Source organism: Paraflavisolibacter caeni, assembly GCF_025628885.1.
In the GTDB taxonomy this organism is placed as follows: domain Bacteria; phylum Bacteroidota; class Bacteroidia; order Chitinophagales; family Chitinophagaceae; genus Flavisolibacter; species Flavisolibacter caeni.
The window spans coordinates 208,715-222,457 of sequence record NZ_JAOTIF010000008.1; the positions used below are offsets into that span (position 1 = coordinate 208,715).

The 13,743-nt window shown below is 45.8% G+C and carries 11 protein-coding genes; 4 read left to right on the forward strand and 7 right to left on the reverse strand.

What is annotated here, in order from left to right; all coding sequences use genetic code 11:
- Window positions 1–74: 74 nt before the first annotated feature.
- Genes OCK74_RS12650 through OCK74_RS12660 form a run of 3 tightly spaced genes read left to right on the forward strand, consistent with a single transcriptional unit; the run spans window position 75 to window position 2,769 of the window.
- Window positions 75–542 carry a RidA family protein gene (locus tag OCK74_RS12650; RefSeq protein ID WP_279297414.1) on the forward strand — a complete coding sequence of 156 codons (468 nt, stop codon included), beginning with the start codon at window positions 75–77 and terminating at the stop codon, window positions 540–542.
- A gap of 22 nt (window positions 543–564) precedes the next feature.
- Window positions 565–1,680, forward strand: a complete 1,116-nt coding sequence (locus tag OCK74_RS12655) for a D-TA family PLP-dependent enzyme (RefSeq protein WP_279297415.1) — start codon at window positions 565–567, stop codon at window positions 1,678–1,680.
- Window positions 1,681–1,695: 15 nt separating this feature from the next.
- Window positions 1,696–2,769 (forward strand): dipeptidase, encoded by a 1,074-nt coding sequence (locus OCK74_RS12660; RefSeq protein ID WP_279297416.1) that lies wholly within the window; start codon window positions 1,696–1,698, stop codon window positions 2,767–2,769.
- 13 nt (window positions 2,770–2,782) lie between these two features.
- Here the strand turns inward: OCK74_RS12660 and OCK74_RS12665 are convergent, their stop codons facing one another.
- Window positions 2,783–3,943, reverse strand: a complete 1,161-nt coding sequence (locus OCK74_RS12665) for a 5'-methylthioadenosine/adenosylhomocysteine nucleosidase (protein ID WP_279297417.1) — start codon at window positions 3,941–3,943, stop codon at window positions 2,783–2,785.
- Between the two features lie 331 nt (window positions 3,944–4,274).
- On the opposite strand from OCK74_RS12665, the gene OCK74_RS12670 reads away from it, so the two are divergent.
- Complete coding sequence (locus tag OCK74_RS12670; RefSeq protein ID WP_279297418.1) at window positions 4,275–7,235, forward strand: PAS domain S-box protein; 2,961 nt, start codon at window positions 4,275–4,277, stop codon at window positions 7,233–7,235.
- Between the two features lie 16 nt (window positions 7,236–7,251).
- Here the strand turns inward: OCK74_RS12670 and OCK74_RS12675 are convergent, their stop codons facing one another.
- From OCK74_RS12675 to OCK74_RS12700, 6 genes are all read right to left on the reverse strand, one after another.
- Window positions 7,252–8,802 (reverse strand): vanadium-dependent haloperoxidase, encoded by a 1,551-nt coding sequence (locus OCK74_RS12675; RefSeq protein ID WP_279297419.1) that lies wholly within the window; start codon window positions 8,800–8,802, stop codon window positions 7,252–7,254.
- Between the two features lie 18 nt (window positions 8,803–8,820).
- Window positions 8,821–9,750 carry a hypothetical protein gene (locus OCK74_RS12680; protein WP_279297420.1) on the reverse strand — a complete coding sequence of 310 codons (930 nt, stop codon included), beginning with the start codon at window positions 9,748–9,750 and terminating at the stop codon, window positions 8,821–8,823.
- A 119-nt stretch (window positions 9,751–9,869) separates the two neighbouring features.
- Window positions 9,870–10,349 carry a hypothetical protein gene (locus tag OCK74_RS12685; RefSeq protein ID WP_279297421.1) on the reverse strand — a complete coding sequence of 160 codons (480 nt, stop codon included), beginning with the start codon at window positions 10,347–10,349 and terminating at the stop codon, window positions 9,870–9,872.
- Window positions 10,350–10,494: 145 nt separating this feature from the next.
- Window positions 10,495–10,902: a Dabb family protein gene (locus tag OCK74_RS12690; RefSeq protein ID WP_279297422.1), complete on the reverse strand. Its 408-nt coding sequence runs from the start codon at window positions 10,900–10,902 to the stop codon at window positions 10,495–10,497.
- A gap of 33 nt (window positions 10,903–10,935) precedes the next feature.
- Window positions 10,936–12,849, reverse strand: coding sequence for a beta-N-acetylhexosaminidase (locus OCK74_RS12695; protein WP_279297423.1), 1,914 nt, complete (start codon window positions 12,847–12,849; stop codon window positions 10,936–10,938).
- Window positions 12,850–13,047: 198 nt separating this feature from the next.
- Complete coding sequence (locus tag OCK74_RS12700; protein ID WP_279297424.1) at window positions 13,048–13,494, reverse strand: SRPBCC family protein; 447 nt, start codon at window positions 13,492–13,494, stop codon at window positions 13,048–13,050.
- Window positions 13,495–13,743: the final 249 nt, after the last annotated feature.

The window sequence follows — 13,743 nt, forward strand, 5'->3', positions numbered from 1 at the left end:
TATCTGAAGGGGGCTTACATAGAATAGCATTTCCTCCTCAACTTTGAATAATTTTAGGTAAATCATTCAACAAGATGGAACAGCATACACCTGAACAACGTTTAGCACAATTGAACTTTACACTTCCGCCTGCACCTACGCCCGTGGGTGTATACAAGCCCTGCCTGGTCGTGGGCAATCATTTGTATTTATCGGGTCATGGTCCCTTACTCAACGACAAAAGTCTCATCAAGGGCCGCATAGGAAAGGATATGGATCAGGAAGATGGGAAAAGAGCTGCACGGCAAGTGGGACTGGCCATGTTGGCAACCATCAAAGCACAGCTTGGGAGCCTTGACCGGGTAAAACGGGTGATCAAGGTTTTGGGCATGGTCAACTGTGTACAGGAGTTTGAAAAACACCCTTATGTCATCAATGGATGCAGCGAGCTGTTTGCACACATCTGGGGCAGCGATGGCATAGGCGTGAGAAGTTCTGTTGGTGTGGGATCACTGCCCGACAACATCCCTGTTGAAATAGAAGCACTATTTGAATTACATTAGAGGTTTCATATACAATATCTTCATGACTGAAAACCCAAACTGGTACACCATCAACAATATCAGCGAATTTGATTCACCGGCGCTGCTCATCTACCTGGATCGCGTGCAAAATAACATTGCACAGATCAAAGGCATGATCGATGATGTGGCAAGATTGCGTCCGCACGTCAAAACTCACAAGACAAAAGAAGCCTCATTGTTGTTAATGGAAGCTGGCATCCGCAAATTCAAATGCGCCACCATAGCCGAAGCAGAAATGCTTGCTGATATTGAAGCCCCGGATGTGTTGCTGGCATATCAGCCTGTTGGTCCCAAAATAGAACGATTCATATCCCTGGTCATCACTTTTCCTGCAACCAGGTTTTCCTGCCTGGTTGATGATTATAAGGTGGCACAGCAGCTCTCCGAACGGGCAGTTGAGGCCAATCTTGACATCCCGGTTTATCTAGATGTGAACGTAGGCATGAACCGGACCGGAGTGATTCCGGACAAAGCAATCGACTTGTATACTGTTTGCTCCTATTTGGAAGGGATTACGCCCATAGGTCTGCATGTATACGATGGGCATATTGGTGATAAAGATTTTGAAAAAAGAAAACAGCAGTGCGATGAGGCCTATGCACTGGTTGAAGAACTGAAAAAACAACTGATGAAAGCCGGTCTTGAAAAACCCATCATCATCGCAGGAGGCTCACCAACGTTTCCGATCCATGCGCAAAGGAAAAAAGTGGAATGCAGTCCAGGCACTTTTATTTTCTGGGACGACGGCTATACACAAAAGCTTTCAGAACAACCATTCCAGACTGCAGCATTGGTATTGACGCGCATCATTTCCCTGCCTTCTGAAACAATGTTGTGTACTGACCTCGGGCATAAGTCTATCGCAGCCGAGAATCCATTGGGTAATCGTGTTTCCTTTCTCAATGCTCCGGATCTCAAGGTAATTAGCCAAAGTGAAGAACACCTGGTACTGCAGGCAGAAAAAGGGCATCACTACAAGGTTGGAGACGTATTGTATGGCCTGCCCTATCATATTTGTCCTACCTGTGCACTCTATGAAAAGGGTTTGGTAGTGGAGAATGGAAGCGTCACAAACGAGTGGCCCATTATTTCCAGGAACCGTAAAATTTTATTCTAAGCCATAAATAACCCTATGTTTATTATCGATGCCCACCTGGACCTGGCCATGAATGCTATGGAATGGAACAGGGACTTGAGCAAACCTGTCAACGAGATCAATGCCCGTGAAGCAGGGCTGACCGATAAACCGGATCGTGGTAAGGCTACTGTTTCACTGCCTGAATTACGCAAAGGCAATGTGGGATTGGTAGTGGCAACACAAATTGCCCGCTATGTAGCACCGGACAATCCTTTGCCTGGCTGGCATTCGGCGGAGCAGGCCTGGGCACAGACACAAGGGCAATTAGCCTGGTATAAGGTAATGGAAGCAAAGGGAGAAATGGTCGCAATAACAGATCTGCAAACGCTGGAAAAACACCTGGCTTTGTGGATGAATGGTGAACCCAATGAAGAAAAGCCCGTTGGATATATCCAGAGCCTGGAAGGTGCCGATTCATTGATCGACTTGTCATACGTAGAAAAAGCCTGGCAATATGGATTACGTGCGATAGGTCCTGCACACTATGGCCCCGGCCGTTATGCTCAAGGCACAGACGCGCATGGATTCATGGGCGCAAGAGGAAAAGCGTTGCTCCGGGAAATGGAACGGTTGAACATCATCCTGGATGTGACACATTTGTGCGATGACAGTTTTTGGGAAGCACTGGATCATTTTAACGGACCTGTATGGGCCAGTCACAACAATGTACGGTCCATAGTAAACCATAACCGCCAGTTTAGTGATGAACAGATCAAAGAACTGATCAACCGCGATGCTGTCATTGGTGGCGCATTGGATGCCTGGATGATGGTGCCCAACTGGATCAGAGGGCAATCAACACCTGAGGCCATGAACTGTAAGCTCGAAATACTGATCGATCACATTGACCATATCTGCCAGCTGGCTGGCAATGCTCTGCATATAGGTATCGGATCAGACCTCGATGGTGCCTTTGGCAAAGAACAATGTCCTTATGACCTCGAAACTATAGCCGACCTGCAAAAGCTACCGCAGTTATTAACTAAAAGAGGTTATGCACAAACAGACATTGAAAACATTATGCACAACAACTGGTTAAGGTTTTTGAAAAGGGTATGGATGAAGTAATGATAACCTGCGTTCAAAAAGTCACCTTCTCTGTCTTTGAATCCACTCTCATCACCGACTCCTGGTGAAACTGCTTGCAGTAACTCCCCGTGATAAATTGTATGGAAGTTTCAAAGCCTGGATCGTCCTGGTGATAAATAACAACAACCTTTGACCGTTCACGTACAATTCTCTTTTGCTTTTCACTATACCACTGCCCATAACCATCAATGACAGTCAGGCCATCAGGAAACTTAGGCGTAATATAACGGCTTAAGAATTGTTGCCATTGTTGTTCCGTAACTGTTTTGCCATCATAGCTCATTCCAAAATAGAGTTCCGTCTTATAATAATCCTTGGCTTGCTGATGACTGGCTTTAGGCAAAGCCTCAATGATACACCCAACAAATTTGGCTGCATTTTTAGAAGCAATCTGTAAAAACTGGCTGAAGTTTACCTCCGCATCACTACCCGCCAGGTCACTGATACTCCTGATGATCAAAAAGGGCACTTTCTGCTGATGACATACCTGGGCAACAGCCCCTCCTTCCATTTCAACAGCTTGTGCATGGAGTGTCTTTTTGAGCTCCAGCTTCTTTTGAACAGAAGAAATAAATTGATCACCGGTGGCAACGATTCCGTTGGTAATAACAGGCGCCCTCGACAACTGTTGAATGACGATAGGTTCGAGCATAATGCTGGCAGACTGTAACTTTGCCGTGCTTAACAACAAAGAGTCAGCCTTAAAGAAAACCGGGTTCTTACTTTGATCTATAGGATTCTGGGCACCCCAGTACTGGAATGCATTACCATCAGTCAAAGTGCCGAAATCATGTTGCACTACGCTGTCAGCAATCACGATGTCACCAATATGGATATCCTGGTCAATACTCCCTGCCACACCTGTAAACAACACCCTCGACGGCTTGAAATGCTGCAACAACATCGTACAGGTCATTGCGGCATTGACCTTACCAATACCTGATACGACAAAAACCACATTCCTTTTCTTGATATACCCCTTGATGAATTGAATACCGCCTACGTTTACTTCATGCCTGTTTTCAATCATGCCATCATAAGCAGCTATTTCCTGCGGCATGGCACCGATGACCGCGGTAAGATCCTGGGCACTTACCTTTTGAATGAATAAACTGAACAATAAGATGGCTACAAAATAGTTCCTATAATGCATAAGCAGCAGTATTAGATAAGCCTGCAAAATAAAAGGAAACTGGCAATGGTTGCCGCCCAAACACCCCTGTTCAACTGGAGAATGCCCACACCCGTCGTAAAATCTCGCGAAACATTAGTATTTTCTTCATCTTCATAATGGAGTCAAAGTATGGCATTTCAAATTGCCGTCCGACAAAAGAAAATCCAGTCTCCGAATCATCATGCTACCCTGCTTGAAAAGACCACGAACGTTTGTTTTTGGCTAGGGTTATTATTTCCTCTCTTAAAACAGATCGTACCAAAACTGCTTATTTATTTAATAACATGATAAAGATTTGGTGAAGATCCATATGAAACCGACTACAGTGTTTTCCATCAAAAAGCAACCCCTTAAGGTACTTTTTGCCGTTGCCCTATTGTTGCTGTGCAGCCTGACTTTTCTTTTGATAAAAAGAATAAGCTATATGAACCAGGCTGCAAACTGGGTAAACCAAACCAACGTGGTGCGGCTGTCTTTATCCGAAACCCTTTCAAAGCTCAAAGACGTCGAAGTCGACCAGCGTGGCTTCCTGCTGTCCAAAGACTCTTCCTTCCTCGACAATAGCAACATGAACAAAGAGCGTGTCATGAAACACCTCGACACCCTGCGGGCGCTGGTGAGCGACAACCCCGTACAGTTAAAACAGGCAGATACCCTGAATAACCTGGTAAACAAAAGGCTTGATTTGCTTCAGACGCTGAGGGCTAACTATGGCAATAAAGTTGCTCCCTTTGGTCCTAGCCTGACAACAGACCTTCTAACCGGGAAACAGGTGATGGATGCAGTGAAAGACCGCTTGCAGATCATGGAGAACATAGAGAAGCAACTGCTGAAACAGCATATCACAACGAATAAACACTATGTGTTCACCACTCCCTTCTACGCTATCCTATTAACCACAGCAGCCCTGCTCATCATCTTGTTTGCAATTATGAAACTGGATAAGCAGCTAAACCTTTCTAATCAGGAGGGTCAGCTGGCCGGGAAGGAAGCAAAGAAGGCTGGCGCTCTCCTGGAAAATGCAGAGCATAGTGCGCACATAGCCTCCTGGGAATGGAACCTGGCAACCCAATACATAGATCGCTCCGATAACCTGTATCGCTTGTTTGGTTATGAACCAGGCAGTTTTAAAACCGACACCTGCTACGTTTTAGAATTGATGGACAAAGAAGACCGTGACAACGCCCTGCAAAAGATAGAGCAGTGCCGCGTCCAGGGTATCAGTACTTGTACCTGCCAGTTCTGGGCTACCTGCAAAAATGGTGAGCGCAGGTATTTTCAATGCATTACCTGGTTCAGTAAAAATGAAAAGGGTGAAGAGATCATAACTGGTACCACCCAGGACATCACCGAAGAATACCTTTTAAAACAGGAAGCAAAAAAACGTGCTTATTTAACGGAACAGGTGGTGGAGCATAATGAGGATTTGATCCTGGTGCTGGATACAGAATTAAGGGTTACACTATTCAACAAGTCATACGAAAAAGCTTTTGGAACAACAAGAAGCGAGGTGCTGGGAAAAAAGGTGACAGAAGTTTTCCCCTATATCGGGGATGTCAAATTAAGCCTGATAAAAGAAGCACTGGAAGGAAAAGAAACCATCAGGCAACAGCTCGGCTTCCTGAAAGACCAGCGAACCGGGGAGATCAGCTTTATTCCCCTAAGAGATAGCCAGGGCAATTTTGAAGGAATGCTGCTCATCGTTCACGACATTACAGAACTAAAACAGGCCACTGAACTCCTGCAGGATCACAACATCAGGTTCGAGCAGGCCGAACAGGCTGGAAATCTTGGTTCTTACCGCCGCAACGTGCAAACGGGTGACGCTACTATATCTGACAATCTATATCGCCTGTTTGGTGTTGAACCGGGCAGTGTGACACCTTCCCTTGAACTCTTTTTTGAATTTCTGCATCCGGAAGACAAGCTAAAGACAATTGAAGCCGTTCATAGAAATGTTATTACCGGTGTTATTGCTCCTGTCCGCTGCAGGATCATCAGGAAAGATGGCGCCATACGGTATATAAAAGCTTCAGCCATCCCTGTCCGGAACGAAAAAGGCCAAACGGTGATTTATGGCAGCATCCTGGATGTTACCGAAGAAGAAATGCTGAAACAGGAACTGGAACAACGGACCGCTTTAATGGAATCGATCATTGAAAATACCGATAACCTTATTTCCGCTGTCGACACCGATATGCGCTACATGATCTGGAACAAAACCATTGAAAATACGCTTGGCCTGCAAAGAGAAGATGTCATCGGTAAAAAGCTGCTGGAAGTTTTTCCTGAAGTGGAAAAGCATCCAAATTTCAGGTTGATCCAACAAGGTCTCAAAGGACACCCTTCTTATAGAATTGAGTATATAGATAACAGGAGTGGCACTACCGCAGAAACCAGCCATACTCCTTTAAGGGACAATGAAGGCAAGGTTACAGGGTTGCTCATAGTTTCGCACGACATTACAGAAAGGAAAAGGGCTGCCAAAATACTGGAAGAAGTCAATACAGAGTTGAAATTAAAGAATAAACAACTGCTGCAGAGCAATGAAGAACTCACCTCCTTCAACTATGTGGCCAGCCATGACCTGCAGGAGCCGCTGCGTAAAATTCAAACCTTTGCCAACTTCCTGGAAGAATCAGAGCCGGGATTATCAGAACAGGGCAAAAACAGCGTGAAAAGAATGCAACTGGCTGCCGCCCGTATGCGCAATCTGATTAAAGACCTGCTTGCCTTCTCAAGGGTCGAGATGGAAAGCGAATTACAGGAACTGGTAGACCTCAATAGGGTTTTAACAGCCGCTACGTCTTCACTGAAAAATGCCATCAATGAAAAAGGTGCCACCATTATAGCCGGTGAACTACCTGTTGTGCAGGGCGTTGCTTTCAAATTGCAGCAGTTGTTTCAGAATCTCATTGGCAATGCCATGAAATACTGTAGCCTCGGTAATACCCCTGTGATCAACATTACCAGCCATAAAGTATTAGCTGGCAAAGATACCGACTTAGGCTTGCAGCCGGGTACAGAATATCATCACATCTGCTTCAAAGACAACGGCATTGGCTTTGAGCAACAGTACGCAGATAAGATATTCGAATTATTCCAGCGCCTGCATACACAAAATGAATACCCAGGCACCGGACTTGGACTGGCTATCTGTAAAAAGATCGTTCAGGTTCATGGCGGCCATATTCTGGCATCCAGCCAGCCCGGTGAAGGTTCACTGTTCGAAATATATTTACCTGTAGCAGAAGTAATGGAAGCAGTATAATGAATGACAACTGAACTTACTCCGCTCCATCAGCCTTCGCCCTTTGTATGGCAAAGTCACCAACCTTCTGACCACAGGTATACCCTACCTCGCAATCACTCCTGAAGTGAATGGCTCCATACAGGCGCGACATCTTGGCTTCCTCGGCCATCTGGGCGTAATCAGTGGCCCTGGAAGGGAGGATATGTCCTAAAATAGTGGCCGCAGCAGCACTGAAAGTGGAATGCCCGGATACATAGGATGGGAAATTGGGTAAACCCGTTAATGTTTTGATCCGTGGATCCACCTGTGAAGGCCTGGGATTATAATACGTGAACTTGGCATCCCAACACACTATAGCCGCATCCATCATCGCCATATTCAGCAATGCAAAATTCCTGGCCCAACGCACCTCACTTAAATTTTCTTTGATGAAATCTTCCGCGGCAATACTGTTCCAGTGACCCGGTGGCGTGACCGTACTCACACCATCAGCCCAGAAATGAATGATCCGCATCCTTTCCCTGGTGGGATGTTCACTATAATACAATACTTCTTCAGTCTCTTCCTTGAACTTCTGGGAGGAAGTAGATGGCGGCGGACCGGGACGGATCTGGGTCACCAAAGTCAACGAATCGAACAAGAAGGTTCTCACCTTGCCAAACAAGGGCAACATGGGCGGACGCTTGGGTACTTCCTGGCTAATCCAGTAACCTTCACCCTTGGCGATACAATCCTTTTCCATCTGGTCCCATACAGCTGCCGTTCCTACGGCTGCTCCAGCCCTATCGGTCCGGGCACGGGCTACAAACTTTTGCGCCACTAACTTGCCCAGCGCTTCACCTGCCTCCAGGTCGCTACGTACATTGGCCCCTGCAATGATCCGTGATCGCTTATGTTCATCTGCTTTTTGCTGGATAAAATCCTGTTCACCGGGAAATAGCAACTTCAGCATTTCAGTGGCTACACCGGCGATCACAGCATCCTCTGACGGATAGGAAGGCAGATCCGACTTAGGAATCAATACATTTAAATTAGCGTCCACCTTATAGGGTGCTGGCCGGTTGTATAATTTTTTATAGTACCAGGCAGCTACCAGGGCATCGTATTGCGCTGCACTGAAATAGGCATACGCCCTGGCTGCATAGGGAGGATTGGCAAATGGGAACTGTGGATAGGCTAACGGATTACTGGCATTGGGAATGGGATAGGTGCCATCAGGATTCTGATACGGGGGCAGGTTGTATTTAGCCACCAGTTCGCGCAGGATTTCGTTCCAACGCAATACAGCCCCGGCACTCCAGTAGTTGACGAGGCTTTTTTCCTCACCGGTCAGATCTTTCTGCCAGGCTTTGATTTCATTCACCTGGGCTACATAATCGGGCGTATTAGTGGGTGCAGGTGCCGGCACATTAAATTCAGAGGCACTTGCCAGTAAAACAGGTTTCCAGCTTCCGGCATCGATATCCATATTAGCTGGTGCTAAGGCAGGAGCATTGTTGGTTCTTTCATCAATGCTTTTAGAACAGGAGGTCACCAAGAGGGATCCGGCAACCATAATGAACGTATATAGGAAGAGTGATTTCATGACTTCATGTTTAAAAGTTCAGGATTTTGGCTTTTTGCAGAAGTAAAAAGCATAGAACAGGCCGGCATTATAGGCTGTCGCCTGCCCCGCGTTCCTCCCTGCTATTGTATAATTACCGCCGGCATACACATCCAGGTTGGCCAGTTGCTTCACCGTGTACTTCAGGTTCACACCTACAGTCGTTGCATTCATGCGGTTGCTGGGAAAGGGCATGTTGTTTTTGGTGATGTCAAAGCCTCCCAGTGTCGTCATGTTGGTTAGCAACGCTTCCGCTATCAGGTATCTTCCGCGGTAGCCTGTTCGCAATTGGTAGTTAGCCACATTAGGCATCTTTATCTCATCGGTGAGGTGCAACTCGGTATCATAATAGGAATCCCTGTCCAGCTTTACATTACTACGCCATACATAAGCCGCAGAACCGGTAGCGGTAAATCTTTTGTGTTTGTAATCGACCATGCCTCTTGCCGTAATATTCGTGGAGCCCAGTCCTATGGACATGGGTAAAAAATCAATAACATAATCGGCCAAAGGAGTAGAGAAGCCTCCTATGGTAAATAGCGAGATTTTATTCTTCCCGAAGGTCCAGGTAACAGGTTTCCATTTTACAAACAGGGACAGGTCCTGCACGCCTTTCATTGAGTGTAATGTTCCGGCAGAAGCCTTTGTCCATACATAAGGAGCGCCTGCCATGATGTTCAAGCGGTCGGTAATGCCATAATTGGCCATATACATGACCGATTGGGTACTTACCGTTCCCATGTTTTTATTATCTCGTTTGAAGGTCCCTTCCCAGTAATGATCCCAGGAAGCATAATTGTACATAAAACCGTTGCAGAATTGATATTTATTCATCATGATGGCATCCAGGTCTGTTTGTGCATGGCTACGTGCAGGCACAAGCAGGAGCATGAATGGTATCACGACTAAGACTGTTAACATTCTTTTCATGACTGGTCTTTTAAAGAGTAGAAGCAGCATTAAGAAAACGCCCGGTAATTGCCTGCCCGCCATAACGCGTGCGTGGGCAACTCCCCTTTAGGGGCTGGGGATGTGATTTGTTGGAAATTTCACTCCGGCGGTTCATCAATGGAACTAGTAAAACCGCTTTCCATAAAAGCAGTTTTCAATTCCCAATAGGTATGCTTGAGGGAACTCAGCCCTTGAAGTGCAGATGTTTGCTTTTCCTGGTCAAAGTCACCGATATAACATTTCATGGCCTTGACAAAAGAAGATGCTCTTTCACTTTCATGTCCCGCGCCCTGCACTGCTTTTGCCAGGATATGCTCAGTACTTTTAATCACCTCTTTGGCAGTATTTGGAATGCATTTGAAGATCATGTAGCCGTCTACCATCTTTCTTTCGACATACGTATAGGACTTACCGTCGATTTCAATGGTACCATAACAACGTTCAAATTGATCCCAGGTGATTTGATAAGGCAGTTGAAGCGGCGCCCGGACCTCGACCAGCTGCGATTCATCGTAGTCATTGATGTCAATACGAGCCTCCAGCTGAAGATCAGCTTTTTGCTGCAGATAGCTCAGCACCAGTTTATATCCAAACCAGTTAAAGAGCAGCAGGCTTAGAAATAGTATGGCAGCAAATCGTTTCAGGTTTTCGTATGACTCTATTAAGTTAATGCATTTTTCCCTATTTCGGATAAATAGATCAGTAATGCATTATTGCTCCTCCTTACACATCCATGGAGTCATACACGAGCACCTTCTCCCACAGATGAGAGCAGTCCTTAACAAATTGCTGGTGAATAGGATGATCCTGGTACGTCTTCTGCCCGGCCAGGTCGTCAAAAAACAGGAGCTCGGAAACGCTGTAGCTGGCCTCTACCACTGGGCGCAATTCTGTGGAGGCTGGCACACCTATATGAATTCTGCGCACCGTTTCTATTTTCTTCAGGGTTTGCAAACCCGCAATGAGCTTGTCCCGGTCCTCCTGGGAAGCAGGATTCTTAAGCCAGAAGAAAACGTGGTGCAGCAGTTGCTTTTTCTCTTTGGGTGTATCTATTGGAAGTGCAGAAGCCATTAGTCCTGTAGTAGCCATAGCAGTTGAAGTTAAAAAATTTCGCCGGTTTTGTTTGTTCATTGATTTTAATTTAGCGGGTGCATCCAAATTTAATTACTTCTTCCCATCAGCCCGTTTCTTCATCTCATCAACAGGCATGGCAATCATGCGTCCAACAGGTTGGTTGCCTTTATAAGTGATCACCTTAAGCATGACTGCATCTTTGGGCAGAATCAACGGTTCCTCATACTTAGGATAGAAACGATCCGGAAATGAATTATCAAAGCTGTAATAAATATCCAGTCCCGGGGCCTCTGTAATCAACTCAATCTTCAACTGCTTTTGTGCATCCCGGCTGATTTTAAATATAGGATCATAAACAGCACGCGCATACTTTACTTCGGCTACGTCAAACCGTGGAAAATGTTGCTCTACCCGGCTGAAGAAGTCATCCCAATTCTTCTTCTCCTTAGGTGACCATAAGCTTTCTGCAATGGCCATCCCCCTTGGCCAGGTCATGTACTGGGCTATCCGCATATTGTATACCTGCTCCGTCCACAGGTTGGCTTGCCCACCTTTAATGTATTTGGGATCCACACCTGCAGGTACAGGCTCAAACTGGTAGGCTTTGTTCAAACGGAGTGATGCGTACACACGGGGCTCGATAATGGCGTCAGCCTGCATATAATCCAGGTACGCGAAGTCTGTAGGACTCATCACCACTTCATGTCCCATCTTCGCGGCTTCAATGCCACCTTTCATTCCCCTCCAGCTCATAACGGCAGCTCCAGGCGCAAGACCTCCTTGCAGGATCTCATCCCACCCAATGAACTTCTTCCCTTTCGACATCACCATCTTGACCACCTTTTTGGTAAAATAACTCTGCACCTCGTCCATGGTTTTCAATCCTTCTTTCTGCATCAGGGCTTTGATCTGCGGGCTTTTTTCCCAGTAATTCTTGGGACATTCATCCCCTCCCATATGAATGTATTCGAATGGAAACAACTGGGTCAGCTGGGTGATCACCGTGTCTAAAAAATCATATACTTTATCATTAGCAGGGCACAAGGTATTATCCATCAACGCAATCGGCGGATGACCTCTTGACCAGTCCATAAAGTTTTCTCCTGAATTAACTGTGTATTTTTCAGCACCTGGCGTACAGGACAGTTCCGGGTAAGAAGCAATGGCTGCCAGGCTATGCCCCGGCACATCCACTTCCGGGAGGATATTCACAAAGCGCTCTTTAGCATATTGAACCAGCTCTTTGATATCTTCCTGCGTATAAAATCCACCCTGGTTTCGGGGTTCATCAGGTGTAGGCGGTGAAAAAGTACCGAAATAGCCCACCCGCTTTACATTCCAGGCACCCACCTCCGTCAGTTTGGGCAACCCCTTGATCTCGATCCTCCAACCCTGATCATCGGTTAAATGGAAATGCAAAAGATTGTATTTATAGCGTACCATCTGGTCGATATAGTCCTTCACCTGGTCTTTGGTAAAGAAGTGACGGGCAACATCAAACATCAAACCCCGCCACCCAAAACGCGGATAGTCTGTAACTTCCACGCAGGGCACCTGCCAGGATACATTTTGAACGGTACTGTCGCTTTCGATCTCTTTCGGGAATAACTGTATCAAGGTTTGCACGCCATAAAAAAGACCAGCAGGTGCATTTGCTTTGATCGTGATGATCTGTGGAGTCACAGACAACTGGTAGCCTTCCTGGCCAATAGCAGTATTCTGATGCTGGTTCAGCAAAAGCCTTATAGAAGCACCTGACGAAGTACTACTCAAATTCACTTTCCGCCCGGTAGCTTTTATCAGCCTTTCCTGCAAATAAGGAGCTACGGTTTTAACATCCTGCCTTGCAGGCGCTTCAATCACCACCACCTCCGGCAGGGTAAACTGCCCGGAACTCCTGGTGAGCGATACAGGTTGAGGAATGATTGCTATTTCTGATTGATTTTGTGCCAAAGAAGTAAAACAGATCACGCAAAACGAAAGCAAATAGCCTAGTCTTTTCATATACGGTATTAAGGATGGAATTTATTAAATATCTGCGATTAGCAAATATCGAACCTTTATCCATCTCCCGTATTTTTAAATTTTCTCTACTCCGAATCGATCACTCCAATGAAATCGCCAAAACCATCCCTTTTTATACAGGGCCTGAAGTCCTCCATGCACAGTTCCTGCAAGCCTTCATTGCTTTCAATGAAAAGCTTAGCCGGCGTTTGCCGTAGACTTGGCTTCAGATAGACTCTTTATCAATTGCAATGCTTTAGGAAAAATGTCTTTGAAATACTGAATGAATTCTTCTACTGTATCCATTTCTACAGTAAGCTCCGTAACGCCATTGTTTTCTGATAAATAATAACTTTCCTTAGCACCGGCCCAGGAACTTTGAGGTTGTTCTACTCCACCTTTGACCTCGCCCTGGTGCTCAAAAGTCATTTGTGTGTTAGGAATCAGTTTTGAAATGCGCGAATACATACCATCGCCTTCTGGCGTCAGGAACTGCACACTACTGCCTTCCTTCCAGTCTGTCTTTGCATACGAGCCTTCATGGAATACTACAGTCCATTGGCGATAAGTGTCATCGCTCCACAATGTTTGCCACACCTTCTCCTTAGGTGCGTTGATCTGAATACTGAATTTTGTTGTTTCCATCTGTATAATAATTTTAAAATTAAGCAACTGCTTTCCCTTAAATCCCTTCTATCATCTCTCACCTACCATCTATCGACCATCATCTATCATCTTTTCTACTCCCTTTGTCCTAATCGTAATTCGATTCATTCGTCATTCCAAACATTTTCCCACCCCATTGCAGTGATCTTATAGAGATTCTGTGTTAAAAGTCAAGAGATTTTTACTTTAATTTTGTGTTTTAGGCGGCTGTATGCCAGCCTGTTTAGG